The sequence below is a fragment of the Miltoncostaea oceani genome, assembly GCF_018141545.1.
GTDB lineage: Bacteria > Actinomycetota > Thermoleophilia > Miltoncostaeales > Miltoncostaeaceae > Miltoncostaea > Miltoncostaea oceani.
In genome coordinates this window covers 3,531,661-3,546,330 of record NZ_CP064356.1, presented here as the reverse complement: position 1 = coordinate 3,546,330, position 14,670 = coordinate 3,531,661, and the positions used below count along the sequence as shown (strand labels likewise).

16 protein-coding genes are annotated in these 14,670 nt (G+C 75.0%); 4 read left to right on the top strand and 12 right to left on the bottom strand.

Features of this window, described 5'->3' with window-relative positions; all coding sequences use genetic code 11:
- Window positions 1–9: 9 nt before the first annotated feature.
- The 6 genes from IU369_RS18025 to hemB all read right to left on the bottom strand — a co-directional run bounded on the left by IU369_RS18025 (window position 10) and on the right by hemB (window position 6,129).
- On the bottom strand, window positions 10–657 hold the full coding sequence (locus IU369_RS18025; RefSeq protein WP_217922368.1) for a QcrA and Rieske domain-containing protein: 648 nt from the start codon (window positions 655–657) through the stop codon (window positions 10–12).
- 142 nt (window positions 658–799) lie between these two features.
- Window positions 800–2,257 carry a menaquinone biosynthesis decarboxylase gene (locus IU369_RS18020; RefSeq protein WP_217922367.1) on the bottom strand — a complete coding sequence of 486 codons (1,458 nt, stop codon included), beginning with the start codon at window positions 2,255–2,257 and terminating at the stop codon, window positions 800–802.
- Window positions 2,254–2,772 carry a hypothetical protein gene (locus IU369_RS18015; RefSeq protein WP_217922366.1) on the bottom strand — a complete coding sequence of 173 codons (519 nt, stop codon included), beginning with the start codon at window positions 2,770–2,772 and terminating at the stop codon, window positions 2,254–2,256. The genes IU369_RS18020 and IU369_RS18015 overlap by 4 nt, the downstream gene beginning before the upstream one ends.
- Window positions 2,769–4,040, bottom strand: a complete 1,272-nt coding sequence (locus IU369_RS18010; protein WP_217922365.1) for a glutamate-1-semialdehyde 2,1-aminomutase — start codon at window positions 4,038–4,040, stop codon at window positions 2,769–2,771. Before IU369_RS18010 ends, IU369_RS18015 begins: the two co-directional genes overlap by 4 nt.
- Entirely contained in the window at window positions 4,028–5,122 is a 1,095-nt protein-coding gene (ahbB, locus tag IU369_RS18005) for a siroheme decarboxylase subunit beta (protein ID WP_217922364.1), read from the bottom strand. Before ahbB ends, IU369_RS18010 begins: the two co-directional genes overlap by 13 nt.
- Window positions 5,119–6,129, bottom strand: coding sequence for a porphobilinogen synthase (gene hemB / locus IU369_RS18000; RefSeq protein WP_217922363.1), 1,011 nt, complete (start codon window positions 6,127–6,129; stop codon window positions 5,119–5,121). The genes ahbB and hemB overlap by 4 nt, the downstream gene beginning before the upstream one ends.
- 56 nt (window positions 6,130–6,185) lie before the next feature.
- Here hemB and IU369_RS17995 point away from each other — a divergent pair, with 56 nt between their 5' ends.
- Window positions 6,186–6,899: an SDR family oxidoreductase gene (locus IU369_RS17995; protein WP_217922362.1), complete on the top strand. Its 714-nt coding sequence runs from the start codon at window positions 6,186–6,188 to the stop codon at window positions 6,897–6,899.
- Window positions 6,900–6,926: 27 nt separating this feature from the next.
- Here the strand turns inward: IU369_RS17995 and IU369_RS17990 are convergent, their stop codons facing one another.
- Both IU369_RS17990 and IU369_RS17985 read right to left on the bottom strand, forming a co-directional pair.
- The gene (locus IU369_RS17990; protein ID WP_425516835.1) at window positions 6,927–8,162 is read right to left on the bottom strand and encodes an RNA polymerase sigma factor; all 1,236 of its coding nucleotides are present in this window, start codon (window positions 8,160–8,162) and stop codon (window positions 6,927–6,929) included.
- Entirely contained in the window at window positions 8,159–8,509 is a 351-nt protein-coding gene (locus IU369_RS17985) for a YciI family protein (RefSeq protein WP_217922360.1), read from the bottom strand. Before IU369_RS17985 ends, IU369_RS17990 begins: the two co-directional genes overlap by 4 nt.
- Before the next feature lie 123 nt (window positions 8,510–8,632).
- Here IU369_RS17985 and aat point away from each other — a divergent pair, with 123 nt between their 5' ends.
- On the top strand, window positions 8,633–9,259 hold the full coding sequence (aat, locus tag IU369_RS17980; RefSeq protein WP_217922359.1) for a leucyl/phenylalanyl-tRNA--protein transferase: 627 nt from the start codon (window positions 8,633–8,635) through the stop codon (window positions 9,257–9,259).
- Here aat and IU369_RS17975 read toward each other — a convergent pair.
- The 4 genes from IU369_RS17975 to IU369_RS17960 are packed head-to-tail and all read right to left on the bottom strand — an operon-like array spanning window position 9,228 to window position 13,009.
- Complete coding sequence (locus IU369_RS17975; RefSeq protein ID WP_217922358.1) at window positions 9,228–9,674, bottom strand: DMT family transporter; 447 nt, start codon at window positions 9,672–9,674, stop codon at window positions 9,228–9,230. The two genes, aat and IU369_RS17975, sit on opposite strands and share 32 nt — an antisense overlap.
- Window positions 9,675–9,717: 43 nt before the next feature.
- The gene (locus IU369_RS17970; RefSeq protein WP_217922357.1) at window positions 9,718–11,061 is read right to left on the bottom strand and encodes an ABC transporter permease; all 1,344 of its coding nucleotides are present in this window, start codon (window positions 11,059–11,061) and stop codon (window positions 9,718–9,720) included.
- Entirely contained in the window at window positions 11,058–11,807 is a 750-nt protein-coding gene (locus IU369_RS17965) for an ABC transporter ATP-binding protein (RefSeq protein WP_217922356.1), read from the bottom strand. The genes IU369_RS17970 and IU369_RS17965 overlap by 4 nt, the downstream gene beginning before the upstream one ends.
- Window positions 11,804–13,009: an AI-2E family transporter gene (locus IU369_RS17960; RefSeq protein WP_217922355.1), complete on the bottom strand. Its 1,206-nt coding sequence runs from the start codon at window positions 13,007–13,009 to the stop codon at window positions 11,804–11,806. The genes IU369_RS17965 and IU369_RS17960 overlap by 4 nt, the downstream gene beginning before the upstream one ends.
- Before the next feature lie 106 nt (window positions 13,010–13,115).
- Here IU369_RS17960 and IU369_RS17955 point away from each other — a divergent pair, with 106 nt between their 5' ends.
- Together IU369_RS17955 and IU369_RS17950 are read left to right on the top strand one after the other, a co-directional pair.
- Window positions 13,116–13,865 (top strand): M23 family metallopeptidase, encoded by a 750-nt coding sequence (locus IU369_RS17955; RefSeq protein ID WP_217922354.1) that lies wholly within the window; start codon window positions 13,116–13,118, stop codon window positions 13,863–13,865.
- A gap of 28 nt (window positions 13,866–13,893) precedes the next feature.
- Window positions 13,894–14,667 carry a TIGR00282 family metallophosphoesterase gene (locus tag IU369_RS17950; protein ID WP_217922353.1) on the top strand — a complete coding sequence of 258 codons (774 nt, stop codon included), beginning with the start codon at window positions 13,894–13,896 and terminating at the stop codon, window positions 14,665–14,667.
- Window positions 14,668–14,670: the final 3 nt, after the last annotated feature.

Here is a 14,670-nt window from a genome sequence, read left to right as displayed (position 1 = left end):
TCCGGCCTCCTAGAAGGGGTAGAGGTTTGCGAGGACGCCGGTCACGGGCTCGCCGGGACCCTTCAGCTCGTACGGCTGCTGGTCCTCGTCGATGGAGAACGGGCGCCCGAGCAGCACGCGGTCCGTGGGCTTGGCGCCGGCGGTGGGGACGCCCTTCGCGACGTCCTCCTGCCGGGCGACGTCCTTGCCCTCGGCCGTGGTGATCTTGATGTCGAAGCGGTCGAGCGGACGCGGGGGCGGGCCGGCGGTGACGCGGCCCAGCGAGTCGTACGCGCCGCCGTGGCAGGGGCACGAGTAGACGTCGCCACCGGCGGAGTAGGCGACCGGGCAGCCCAGGTGGGCGCACCGGTTCCAGATCGCCAGCAGCGCGCCCTCCTTGTTGCGGATGAAGGCGCGACGGTCCGACTCGGGCGCGGGCCCGGAGACGGCGATGGAGGTGACCTGCCCGTCGGGGAAGTCGGAGAGGGCGCCGACGTCGACCCAGCGCCACTCCTCGGGCTTCAGGGTGTCGGCGGCCGCGAAGCCGATGACGGGTACGAGGATGGCGGCCGTCATGACGCCGCCGGTGACCAGGGCGACCCCGGTCAGGAACTTGGTGCGGGTGACGAAGCCCGGGTCGTCGCTGTGGTCGTGCACGGCCTCGGGCACGTGTGCCACCGGGCCGCTGTACTGACCACCGCGGACGGGTCCGCCGGTCTCGCCCCCATCGGTCTCAGCCAACCCCGCCTCCCACTACCCGTCGGTTCATCGGCCGGAACCCGGCACGCCCGGGGGATTCAACCCGACGGGAGGGGCAACTTCAACGACGTCTGCGGGGGCCGGACGTCCCTTTCACGATCCCGTACTCGTCCCAGCGGCGATCCACGCGGGACTTCACCTCGTCGCTCATGACGATCGCGTCGGGCCACGGCCGCACGACGCCCTCGCCGGGCCACTTGCGCGTCGCGTCGAAGCCGACCTTGGAGCCGTACGCGAAGTAGGGGGCGGCGTGGTCGAGGGCGTCGACGGGGCCCTCCACCACCAGCATGTCGCGGCCGGCGTCGACGTTGGAGAACGCCTGGAAGGCGACCGCGGAGACGTCCTGCACGTCGACGTCGTGGTCGACGACGACGACGCACCGGCTCAGCGACAGCAGGCCGAGGCCCCAGATCGCGCTCATCAGCTTCTTGGCGTGACCGGGGTAGCGCTTGCGCACCGAGACGATCGCGCAGTTGTGGAAGACGCCCTCCAGCGGGAGGTTCATGTCCACGAGGTCGGGCAGCGTCATCCGGATGATCGGCAGGAACAGGCGCTCCGTCGCCTTGCCGAGGTGGAAGTCCTCCATCGGCGGCGGCCCGACGATCGTGGTCGAGTAGACGGCGTCGCGCCGCATCGACATGCCGGTGATGTGGAACGTCGGGTAGTCGTCCACCGGGGTGTAGAAGCCGGTGTGGTCGCCGAACGGGCCCTCGGGACGCAGGTCGTTCGCGTCGACGTAGCCCTCGAGCACGATCTCCGACTCGGCCGGCACCTCGAGGTCGACGGTGCGGCACTTCACCATCTCGACGCTCCGGCCCCGCAGGAACCCGGCGAAGATCATCTCGTCGATGCCGGGGGGCAGCGGCGCGGTCGCCGAGTAGGTGGTGGCCGGGTGGGTCCCGATCGCCACGGCGACGGGGACGCGCCCCTCCGAGTCGCGGAGGTGGGCCGCGCCGTCCTTGTGGATCTGCCAGTGCATCATCGCGGTGCGCCGGTCGACCTTCTGGATCCGGTACATGCCGCAGTTGCGCGCGCCGGTGACGGGGTCGCGGCTGAACACCAGCGGCAGGGTCACGAAGGGCCCGCCGTCGTCGGGCCAGCAGGTGAGGACCGGGACGCGGTCGAGGTCGGGGTCGTCGAGCCAGATCTCCTGGCACGGCGCCTCGCGCACCAGCTTCGACGAGAAGGACGCGAGCTCGCGGAGCTTGCCGAGGGCCTTCATCTTCGCCACGACGCCCTGGGGCGGCTGCAGGTCCATGAGCATCTCGATGCGCTCACCGAGCGCGTCGAGGCTCTCGGTGCCGAGGCCCATGCACATCCGGCGGTCCGTGCCGAACTGGTTGATGAGGACCGGAAGCTCGCTGCCGACGACGTTCGTGAACAGCAGCGCCGGGCCGCCCTGCTTGGAGACGCGGTCGGCGATCTCGGTGATCTCGAGGTGCGGGTCGACGGGCGCGGTCACCCGCACCAGCTCCCCGGCCTTCTCGAGCGTCGTGATCCAGTCGCGGAGGTCCTTCATCGCGCGAACGCCTCCTCGAGGCCGGGTGTGGGGGGCAGGGCGTCGGCGATCCCGGCGAGCGCGGACGCGTCGCCGGTGCGCCGCAGGGCGTCCTGCGCGCGGAGGAAGCGCTCGGCGTCGGCGTCGCGGCCGGGGCCCGACCGCGCGGCGATCACGGCGGTGGTCGCCCGCCAGAGCGGGACGAGGCCGTCGCGGTCGCCGGCGGCGACGATGCCGGCGCCGAGGGCGATCAGGTCCGCGAGCGCCTCGACGACGAACAGGTCGCCCGCCTCGGCGATCCGCACGAGGCCGTTGGCGTAGCACCAGTCCCCGGCGAGGACCTCGCGGCCGGCGCCGGAGGGGCGCAGGTGGCGCGGGGTGCCGTGGTGCAGGAGGAAGCCCTCGAGGATCAGGTCGAGCCCCGCGGCCTGGCGCTCGGTGAGGGGCGGGGTCACGAGTGGCGCGAGCAGGGCGCCGGGCGCCGGCTCGACCAGCTCGGCCGCGAGGCCCGGCTCCTCGGCGAGGACGCTCCTCACGCCGCGGCCGCGGCCCGCGCGAGGGCCTCCCGGGCGTGGCGCATCGGCCCGGCGCCGTGCTGGAGGCCGACGAACCACGCCTCGAACTGGGAGGGCGGGGGGTAGACGCCGTCCTCCAGCAGGGCGCGGGCGAAACGGCCGTAGGCGGCGGTGTCGGAGGTCGTCGCGCCGGCGTAGTCGGTGACGGGGCCGGGGGCGAAGAACGGGGTGAGCATCGAGCCGACACGGTTGACCGTGACGGGCGCGCCGCTCGCCGCGAACGCCTCCTCGAGCTCCCGGCCGCCCTCCTCGAGCCGCTCGTAGACGCCCTCGCGGGCGAGCTCCCCGAGCACGGCGAGCCCGGCGGCGGTCGCCAGCGGGTTCCCCGACAGGGTCCCCGCCTGGTAGCAGGGGCCCTCGGGGGCGAGCTCACGCATGACGTCGGCCCGGCCGCCGAACGCCCCGACCGGCAGGCCGCCGCCGATGATCTTCCCGAAGCAGGTCAGGTCGGCGCGGACGCCGTAGCGCTCCTGCGCGCCGCCCCGCGCCACCCGGAACCCGGTGATCACCTCGTCCAGGATCAGCAGCGCCCCGTGGCGGTCGCACGCCGCCCGCAGCGCCGCCAGGTAGCCGTCGGCGGGCGGGACGACGCCCATGTTGCCGGCGACGGGCTCCACGATCATGGCGGCGGCGCCCGCGAGGGCGGCGTCGGCCGCGGCGGCGTCGTTGTACGGGACGATCCGCGTCGCGGCGGTCGCCGCGGCGGTGACGCCGGGGCTGGAGGGGACGCCGAGCGTCGTGAGGCCGCTCCCGGCCTCGGCGAGGAGCCCGTCGATGGCGCCGTGGTAGCCGCCGGCGACCTTCACGATCACGTCGCGCCCCGTGGCGGCGCGCGCCAGGCGCAACGCCCCCATCACGGCCTCGCTGCCGGACGAGGTCATGCGCAGGCGCTCCACCGACGGCACGGCCTCGCAGACCGTCTCGGCGAACACCACCTCGCGCTCGGTCGGCGCCCCGTAGGAGGTGCCGAGCGGCAGGGCCCGCTCGACGGCGCGGACGACGGCCTCGGGGGTGTGCCCGAGGATCGCGGGACCCCACGACGAGAGGAAGTCGACGTAGCGCCCGCCGTCGGCGTCCCAGACGTGGGGCCCCTCGGCGCGGCTGATGAAGAGGGGGTCGCGCCCGATCGCGCGCATCGCGCGGACCGGCGAGTTGACGCCCCCGACCAGCACCTTCCCGGCGCGGGCGAAGAGCTCCGCGCTGCGCGACCCCGCGGTCAGCGCTTCCACCGTGGCAGGGTGTCCCCGGCCAGGGCGCGGTCCTCCCACTCGCGGTAGTCCGGCGTGTAGTACATGAGCCGGATCTTCTTGAACTCGTAGGTGGAGTAGAGCACCGCCCGGCGGTCGGGCGCGGTGATGCCGATGTCCTCCGCGATCGCCTCGATGGCCTCCTCGCAGGCCTCCTTCGAGCGGGCGTGGACCATCGTGAAGATGCTGTACGGCCAGTCGGGGTAGGTCGGCCGCTTGTAGCAGTGGGACACGGCCTTGAAGGCGGCCATGCGCGGCCCGATGTCCTCGAGCTGCTCCTCCGGGACCTTCCAGACGGCCATGCCGTTCGCGCCGAAGCCGGCCTTGCGGTGGTTGAGCACCGCGGCGAAGCGCCGCATGTAGGTCCGGTCGACGAAGACCTGGCAGGCGTCGAGCAGCTCCTGCGGGGCGACGCCGGCCTCCTCGGCCCACGTGTCGAACGGGCGCGACTCGACGGGCAGGTCGCGCTGCAGGATCTCGATCATCCGCTTGTCGGCGTCCGTCGGGAGCACGCCGTCGCCGCGCACCGGCGCCGGCCGCGGGGCGTCCTCCTTGGCGTCGGTGGGGCGGGTGCCGGTCATGTCGAGCTGGACGTTGATCTTGTAGAGCTTCAGCGTCGGCAGCAGGCGGGTCGACTCGGCGCCGCTCGCCTCGTGCAGCCGGTTCATCGTGTCCTCGAGGCCGAGGCGCGAGTCGGGCTCGCAGGCCAGCGTGTACCAGAGGTTGAACGCGTGGGTGCGCCGGTAGTTGTGGCTGACGCCCGGGTGCCCGCCGACGATGTCCGCCGCCTCGAACAGCTTGTCCTCGGGGTAGCGGGCGGCGACGAGGCTGCTCTCGTACCCGAGGGCGCGGGTGTCGAAGATCGCGGAGAGCTGGCGGACGATCTCGGCGTCCTTGAGCCGCCGGAGGCGCCGCAGCACCTCCTCCTCGTCCATCCCGATCCGCCCGCCGATCTCCGCGAAGGGCTCGCGGACGAAGGCGAGGCCCGCCTGCAGGGCGTTGAGCAGCTCCCGGTCGGCCTCGTCGGGCTTGTGGTGCACGCGTGTTCCGGCCGTGGTCGTCATGCGTCCTCCTCGGCGATCCACCGGGCGGCGTCCTCGGCGTAGTAGGTGATGAGGAGGTCGGCGCCCGCGCGGGCGATGCCGGTGAGGACCTCCATGGCGGCGGTGCGTTCGTCGAGCCAGCCGCGCTCGGCGGCGGCCTTGATCATCGAGTACTCGCCGCTCACGTGGTAGGCGGCCAGCGGCAGGTCGGTCGCGGCCCGCACCCCGGCGATCACGTCGAGGTAGGCGGCGGCGGGCTTGACCATGACCATGTCGGCGCCCTCGGCCACGTCGAGCAGCGTCTCCCGCACGGCCTCGCGGCCGTTGGCGGGGTCCATCTGGTACCCGCGCCGGTCGCCGAACCCGGGGGCCGACCCGGCCGCCTCGCGGAACGGGCCGTAGAAGGCCGAGGCGTACTTGGCGGAGTAGGCGAGGATCGAGGTGCCCTCGTGGCCCTCGGCGTCGAGCGCCTCGCGGATCGCGCCGACGCGCCCGTCCATCATGTCGCTGGGGGCGACGACGTCCGCGCCGGCCTCGGCGTGGCTCGCGGCGGTCCTGGCGAGCAGCTCGAGGCTCATGTCGTTGTGGACGTGCCCGTCGACGAGCACGCCGCAGTGGCCGTGGTCGGTGTAGGCGCAGAGGCAGACGTCCGTCACGACGACCATCTCCGGGACGGCGTCCTTGATGGCGGCGACGGCGGTCTGGACGACCCCGGACGCGTCGTACGCGGCGCTCGCGGCGGCGTCCTTGCGGTCGGTGACGCCGAACAGCAGCACGGCGGGCACGCCCGCGGCGAACACACGCCGGGCCGTCGCGGCGAGGAGGTCGGGCGACATGCGGGCCTGGCCGGGGAGCGCGTCGATCGGCACGCGGGCGTCGCGGCCCTCGATCGCGAAGAGCGGCAGCACCAGCCGGTCGGGCGACAGCCGCGTCTCGCGCACCATGCGCCGCATCGTCCCGGACGCCCGCAGGCGGCGCATGCGCACCCGCGGGAAGGCGGCTCCTGCGGCGGTCTGGGTCCCCTCCATCACCCGCGGGAGTCTACTCCCCGCACCGTGCCGCCCACCCCTGGCAGACTGGCTCCGTGACACCTGTCCTCGTGGTCTTCGGCGCCCGCAACGTCGGGCGGGCGGTGGTGGCCGACCGGCTCGCCGCCGGCTGGCGGGCGGTGGCGGTGGCGCGGACCGACGCGACGCTCGACGCGCTGGCCGAGGCCCACCCGGGCGTCGTCGCGGTGCGGGGCGACGCCGGCGACCACGACGTCGTCGCCGAGGCCCTCGCGCGCGCCGAGACCGACCTCGGCGGCCTCGACCTCGTCGTCAACGCGACCACGTCGGTGCCGCGCGACCACAGCTTCGGCGGGGGACCCGTCGCGGGGGCGCCGCCGGACCGCCTGGCGTCGTGGACGGGGGGCTTCCTACCCGCGGCGTGGGCGATCCTGCGGGGGGCGGGGGCCGCGATGGAGCGCCGCGGCGCCGGCACGATCATCCAGGTCGCCGGCGGCTCGGCGCGCCGTGCGATGCCCGGCCGCGGGCCGTGGGCGGCGGCCCAGTCCGGCGCCCGCGCCCTCACCCACGCCCTCGCCCAGGAGCTGCGGCCCGCCGGCGTCCACGTCGCCCTGCTGGTGGCCGACGGCATCATCCAGACGGACCGCGCCCCCATGGAGGGCCGCCCGCCCGAGGAGTCGCTCGCGCCCGAGGACGTGGCGCGCGCCGTCGCCTACCTCGCGGCCCAGTCGCCGCGGGGGTGGACCCACGAGCTCGTGATCACCCCGGCCGGGGACTCCTGGGTCCCCTGAGCGATCGGATCGGGCCGATCGGCGGGGTCACGCCCGGGCGGCGAGGAACGCCCGCTCGGCGGGGTTGGTGGTGAGCGCGGCGGCGGCGGCGTAGGCGGCGCGCGCAGCGGCGTCGTCGCCGAGGCGCCGCAGCAGGTCGGCCCGTGCGGCGTGCAGCGGCGCGTACCGCGCGAGGGCGCCGCCGCGGGCGATCTCCTCGACCGCGTCGAGGCCCGCCCGCGGTCCCGCGACCTCGGCCACGGCGACGGCGCGGTTCAGCGCCACCACCGGCGACGGCCTGCGCCGCAGCAGGGCGTCGTAGAGCAGCACGATCTGGGCCCAGTCGGTCTCCGCCGCCGACGGCGCCTCGGCGTGGACCGCGGCGATGGCCGCCTGCAGCGCGTACGGCCCCGCCGGCCGGGCCATCCGCAGGGCGCGCGCCACGAGGTCGCCGCCGGCGGCGATGGCGTCGCGGTCCCAGAGGCTCCGGTCCTGGTCGGCCAGCAGCACCAGCCCGCCCGCGTCGTCGGTGCGGGCGGCCCGGCGCGCGTGGTGCAGGGTCATGAGGGCGAGCAGGCCGGCGACCTCGGCCTCGTCGGGCATCAGGGCGTGGAGCACGCCGCCCAGCCGCAGGGCCTCCCCGGCGACGTCGTCGCGGCGCAGGGCGTCGCCCCCCGTCGCCGTGTGGCCCTCCGTGTAGATCAGGTAGACGACCGTGAGGACGGCGTCGAGCCGCTCCGGCAGCCGTTCCGCGGACGGCTCGGCGATCGGGATGCCGGCGTCGCGGATCTTGCGCTTGGCCCGGACGAGCCGCTGGGCGACGGTCGCCTCGGGCAGCAGCAGCGCCCGGGCGACCTCCGGCTGCTCCATGCCGGCCACGAGGCGCAGGGTGAGCGGCACCCGCGCCTCGGGGGAGAGGGCGGGGTGGCAGCACGCGAAGATCAGGCCGAGCCGCTCGTCGGGGATCGGGGCGTGGTCGTCGATGTCGTCCAATGCCTCCTCCACGTCGGGCGTGACGCGTGCGCGGGCCCGCTCGGACGCCGTGCGGGTGCGCTCCCGGCGGATCCGGTCGATGGCGCGGTTGCGCGCCGTGGCGAGGATCCACGCCTCCGGGTTCGCGGGGACGCCGTCCCGCGGCCACCGCTCCGCGGCGGCCGCGAGGGCGTCCTGCAGCGCGTCCTCCGCCCGGTCGATGTCGCCGAGCCGGCGGGACAGGATCGCGACGGCCCGCCCGCGGCCCTCGCGGGCCACGCGGGCGAGCGTCGCTTGAGCGGTCCCGGTCAGTCGAACTCCATCACCGGCCGCACCTCGACCGACCCGACCGCCGCCTCGGGGATGCGCCGCGCGGCGGCGACGGCCTCGTCGAGGGTGTCGCACTCCACGAGGTAGAACCCGCCGAGCTGCTCGCGCGTCTCGGCGAACGGGCCGTCGGTGAGCATCAGCTCCCCGTCGCGCACGCGCACCGTCGTGGCGGTCGTCGTCGGCTGCAGGGCCTCCCCGCCGCGCAGGATGCCCTCCGCCGTGGTCGCGTCGCTGAACGCCTGGTGGGCGGCCATCTCGGCCGCCATCTGCTCGGGTGTGGGGTCGGTCCAGAGCGTCTCGTCCCCGTAGATCAACAGCAGGTAGCGCATGTCGTCCTCCGTTCCGGCGGGCCGCCCGTGCGGCCCCTCACCCATGAGACGCGGCGCAGGCCCGGAATCGACAGCGCCCGGCCGACGCCCCGCCGAGGTTCCCACGAGTAGCGTGGGACGTCGATGCACGGCCCGGACGCCGACCACCCCACCCTGCAGCCGGACGGCCTCCTGGCCGGCTACCTGCGCGGCTGGTTCCCCATGGACGACGAGGGCGCCCGCGGGCCCGTCGGGTTCTACGAGGCCGACCCCCGCGCCGTGATGCCGGTCGAGGGGTTCCGGGTCCCCCGGTCCGTGGCGCGCGGCCTGCGCCGCGCCGGCTACGCGATCCGGGTCGACGCGGCGTTCGACGAGGTGGCCGCGGCGTGCGCCGGGGGGCGCGAGGGCGTGTGGCTGACGCCGCGGCTGGTGCGCGCCTACGGCCGCCTGCACCGCGCCGGCCACGCGCACAGCGTCGAGGCCTGGCGCGACGGGCGCCTCTGCGGGGGGCTGTTCGGCGTCTGCCTCGGCGGGATGTTCACCTCGGAGAGCATGTTCCACCGGGAGCCCGAGGCCGGGAACGCGGCCCTCGTGGGCGCCGCCGACGTGCTGCTGCGCCTCGGCGCCGTCCTGTGGGACATCCAGATGGCCTCGGAGCACACCCGCCGCTTCGGGGCGCGGGAGGTGTCGGCCCGCGAGTACGCCCGGATGCTGGCGCGCGCCCTCGACCGGCCGCCGCTCAACTGGAGCGCAGCAGCAGCACCAGGCTGACGACCAGCAGGCCGAGGGCCGCGATCCGCTCCCACGACACGTCGATGGTGCGCGCGCCGAACCAGCCGAACCGGTCGATCAGGGACGACAGCAGGATCTGCCCGGCGACGGCGGCGACGAAGGTGGTGGTGACGCCGATGCGGGGCGCGGCGACGAGGGTCGCGATGACGAACACCGCGCCGAAGAGCCCGCCGAGGTAGGCCCACCACGGCCCGGTGCCGACCGCGCCGAGGGCGTCCACCTGGCCCACGACCACGAGCCCGGTCATCAGCAGGACGATGCCGACGGCGAACGAGACCACCGCACTGCCGAACTGGCTTCCGAGCACCAGCCGCAGCTTGGCGTTGACGGGGGCCTGGGCGGCGATCATCGCGCCGCCCACCAGGGGCAGCAGCGCGTAGGCGAGACGTGACACGGGACCCTCCGGGATCGGGTTCGCGTGACCGTACGGCACCCGCCTAGGAGATGGCCCTCCGGCGGACGACGAGGGTCGCCGCGGCCCCGAAGACGGCGGCGAGCAGCGCGAGGTGGCCGAGCATCGTCGCGATCTCGCCGCCGTCGAGGACGGGCTCCACGAGCAGCGCCTGGAACAGGTCGAAGGCGGGGCCGAACGGGACGACCTGGGAGACGGCGGACGCGAACGCCGCGTCGGGCAGCAGCCCGAGGGCGAGGAGCGGCAGGGCGAGCATGAGGGCGGCGAGGAGGGCGGTGCGCGTCTCGCGCGCCAGCGCGCCGGCGAGGACGCCGAACGCCCCGAACGCGAGGCCCGCCAGCAGGAGGGCCGCGAGCCACAGGCCCCACCGCCCGACGGCGAGCGAGGTGAACAGGGCGACCCCGGCGAGCAGGGCGAACCCGACGAGGAGGGACGCGAGCGCCGTGAAGGCCATCTTCTCGGCGACGAGCGCCGGGGCGGAGACGAGGCCGCGCCCGAGCCGCACCAGGACGTGCTCCTCCCGTTCCGAGGACATCGCGGCGGCCGCGAGCAGCACTCCGGCGAGCCCGATCGAGACGAGCAGGGCGCCCGCGAACCCGAACGCCGACAGGGGCTCCCGCCCGGCGGCCGACGCCTCGACCTGCAGCTCGATCGGCGCGCGGATCGCGTTGGCCGCCGGCTTCGCGAGGTCGAGGTTGCGCTGGGTCTCGTCGATGAACACGAGCAGCGGGGCGAGCTCGGCGGCCGCGGCGACCTGGCCGGTGGCGCGGAGCCGCGCCTGCACGTCGACGACCAGCTGGCGGCTGCGCGTCAGGCCGAGGGCGTCGCCGGTGCGGCCGAAGATGCCGATCTCGCCGCCGTCGGTCACGAGCGACACGAGCTCGAGCACCTGGTCGACGTAGCCGACGGCGAGGCTCTGGTTGAGCCGGAAGACGGCGGCCTCGAGGCTGCGCACGATCGCGTCCGCCTCGATCGGGGACCGCCGGCCCGCGTCGAGCCGGAGCGCGGGCTGGCGGACCCCCGACTGGAGGTCGGAGATGAAGCCCTCGGGGATCGTCAGCACGGCGGCGACCCGCCCGGCGTCGAGGGCCTCGGCGGCGGCCTCCGCGTCGAGCTCGCGCACGTCGACGTCCTCGGCGAGCCGGTCGACGTAGTCGTCGATCGACAGGCGCCGCTCGCCGACCTGCACCGACCGCCCCGACGTGTCGAGGTTGACGAGGGCGATGTCCGGCCGGCGCTCGTCGCTCTGCAGGGCGATCGCGACGAGGAGGGCGACGAGGACCGGGTAGGCGACGAGCACCAGCAGCAGCGCCGGCGTCCGCACGAGGAGGCGGACGTCCTTGCGGAGCAGCAGCAGGGCCGCCCTCACGCGGCCGTCCCGTCGTCGCCGGTCACCATCCGCATGAACGCCAGCTCGGCCTCCTCGGCCCCGCCCGTGGTGACGCCGCCGTGGGCGGCGGTCATCTCGCCGGCGGTGCCGGTGAACACCAGGGCGCCGTCGACGAGGACGAACAGCCGGTCGCCGTGGCGCATGGCCTCGTCGACGGACTGCGTGGAGAACAGCAGGGCGAGGCCGTCGGCCCGCATCTCGTCGAGCCACGCCCAGAGCCGGCGGCGCTGGTCGGGGCTGAGCGTCGCGGTCGGCTCGTCGAGCAGCAGGACGCTCGGCCGCCCGGCGAGGGCGATCGCGAGGTTGAGGCGCTGCATCGTCCCCGTCGAGAGCTGCGCCGCCGGCCGCCCGGCGAACGCGCCGAGGTCGGCGCGGTCGATCAGCTCCCCGGCGACCGCGGCGGCGTCGGGCGCGCCCTCGAGGCCGGCGAAGAGCTCCAGGTTCTCGCGGACGCTGAGGCGGCCGTAGAGGGAGGGGCGCTGGGGGACCCAGCCGACGCGCGGGGCCACCCCGTCGGCCCATTCGAGCGAGCCGGCGTCGCGGCGCGTGACGCCCGCGAGGATCGTCAGCAGCGTCGTCTTGCCCGCGCCGTTCGGCCCGAGCAGGGCGACGGACTCGCCGCCGCCGAGGTCGAGGTCGACGCCGGTGAGGGCCGTGACCCCGCGGAACCGCCGCGACAGGCCGCGCGCGACGAGCACGGGGGCGTCCCCGGCGACGCCGCTCACGTCGGGTGCCGCAGGGTCGGCGGCTCGACGCGCGCGGGCAGCTCACGGGTGGCGGTGACGGGTGCCGGCGGCGCGGGCGGCGGGGTGCCGGGGACGTCGGCGGCGCGGGCCCCGGCGTCGTCGTCGCCCGCCGGCGTGACGGGGACGGCGCCCTCGCCGAGCCGCTCGCCGAGGAACGTGACGGCCTCCTTGACGACCACGACGACCGGGATGGCGAGGAGCACCCCGACGACCCCGGCGAGCTGCTCGCCGATCAGGAGGCCGAAGATCACGACGAGCGGGTGGACGCCGACGGCGGAGCTCATGACCTTCGGGACGACGATGTGGCCCTCGAGCTGGTGGATCACGATGAACGCGATCACCACCCACAGGGCGGCGAGCGGGGAGGTGAAGAGGGCGAGCAGCACCGGTGGCACGGCGCCGAGGATCGGGCCGACGTAGGGCACGAACTCCATCACGAAGACCCACGCCGCGAACGCCACCGCGAACGTCGCCCCGAGGGGGAAGAGCCCGGTGACGCCGTAGACCCACAGCACCACCCCGGCGCTCGTGCCGATGATGAGCGACACGAGCAGCTGCGCCTTGACGTACTCGGTGAGGGTCGACTCGACGCGGCGCAGGAACGCCGCCGTCTCGGGTCCCCCGACCTGGCGGGAGAACCGGAGGATGCGGGGCGCGTCGAGCAGCATGTAGATGCTCGCCACCAGGATGATGATCAGCGTGACGAGGATGCCGAGCACGTCGAGGCTGTAGTCGAGGACGTTCGCGGCGGCCTCGGAGGCCCGCTCCTGGAGGCCCGCGAGGAAGGCGTCGGCACGCGCCTTCACGTCGATGTCGATGCCGCGGGCGTCGAAGAAGGTCTGCAGCTCGTCCGCCTGCCGCTCCGCCTGGTCGGTGTAGGCGGGGAGGTTCTGCTCGATCTCCTCGATCTGCGTCCGCACGGGCGAGATGACGAGGAACACGGCGAGGGCGGCGGTGGCCGCGAAGCCGGTGAACACCATCAGGACGGCGACGCCGCGCGGGATCCGGAGGCGCCGGAGCTGCCGCACCAGGGGGTTCAGGAGCAGCGCGAGGATGGTCGAGACCGTGAACACGAGCAACACGTGTCCCATGGTCTGGCCGAGGATCCACGCGATCGCGAGGATGGCCGCCGTGGCCACGAGCTTCACCCAGGCGGGCTGGTGGGCGACGCGCCCGCTCATCGGGGGCATCTTAGGGCCTCCCCGGCCGGGGCCGTCGCCCTCCGGTCCCGGCGTCGTCACGGCGCCTCTGGCGCATCGGCGCGCAGGTCGGCTACTCTCCCGCGCTATGCCCCCCCTCACCAGGGAGCAGCTCGCCGCCCGTCGGACGTCACGACGGCGCCGGGCGTTCCGGCGGGACCGCCGCGCCATCGTCTCCGCCGCCATCCCCGTGATCGTCGTCGCCGTGCTCGCGCTCGTGCTCGGCGCCATGGGCGGGGGCGGCACCGACGCCGCGGGTCCGTTGGCGTCCCCGGTCGCCTCGCCGGAGCTCGGGACGGGCGCCCGCCCCCCCGAGATGGTCATCGCCCGCGCCGAGGGCGTGCAGGTGCACATCCCCGTCGACCCCGAGCGCGTGACCGCCGCGGCGTTCCACGCGATCGACGACGCCTCCGGCGTCCCGCTGGAGTCGACCGGCGCCCTGCGCATCCACCAGGCGCCGCGCCGCGACCGCGTCGGCCCGGACACCGCCGGCCTCTCCGTCGGCGCCCCCGCCGGCACGACGGTCTACGCGCCGGTGGACGGCACCGTCGCCAGCGTCACGAACTACACCGTCTTCGGGAAGATCGAGGGCTACGAGGTCACGATCACCCCCGCCGTGGCCGCGAGCGGCCTGGTGCTGAGGATGACGCACATCACCGACCCGGCGTCGGGTTCGCGCCCGAGCGTCGGCGAGTCGGTCCGCGCCGGCATCACGGTCCTCGGCCGGGTCCACGACTTCTCGGCCGTGGCCGAGCAGGAGATCTCCCAGTTCACGGCCGACGACGGCAACCACGTCGACCTCGAGCTGCTCCGCACCGAGGCCTCGCTGATCGTCTGAGGTCGCCGTGGGGGTAGGCTCCCCCGCCATGCGGGCGATCCTGGTGGGTGACGTGGTCGGCGGGGTGGGCATGCGCGCCCTGCTCGCGGCCCTGCCCGGGTTGCGGGAGACGCACCGGCCGGACGTGGTGATCGTCAACGCCGAGAACGCCGCCGCCGGCGCCGGCACCTCGCCCCGCCAGGCGCGCGACCTGCTCGACGCGGGCGTCGACGTGCTCACCGGCGGCAACCACACGCTGCAGAAGCCCGAGATCTACCCGATGCTCGAGACCGAGCCCCGGATGCTGCGCCCCGCCAACATCGCCGTCCGCGCCCCCGGGCGCGGCCTGACGACGGTCGAGACGGCGGCGGGTCCCGTCAGCGTCGTCAACGTCATGGGGTCGGTGTTCCTGACGGCGGCTCAGAGCCCGTTCGCGGTGATCGACGACCTCGTCGCCGAGGCGCGGCGCGCGGCGACGTTCGTGTTCGTCGACGTCCACGCGGAGGCGACGAGCGAGAAGATCGCCCTCGGCCACCACCTCGCCGGGCGCGTGACCGCCGTCGTCGGGACGCACACCCACGTCCAGACGGCCGACGCGCGGCTGCTGGAGGGTGGGACGGCGTACCTCACCGACCTCGGCATGACCGGCCCGCACGACTCCGTCATCGGCGTCCGCAAGGAGATCGTGCTGCGCCGGTTCCTCGGCTCCACGCCGGGGCGCTTCGAGCCCGCCGACGGCGGAGTGCTGGTGCAGGGGGCGGTGGTCGACGCGGGCGACGACGGCCGCGCGACCGCCATCTCCACCTTCAGTCTCGAGGGCTGACCC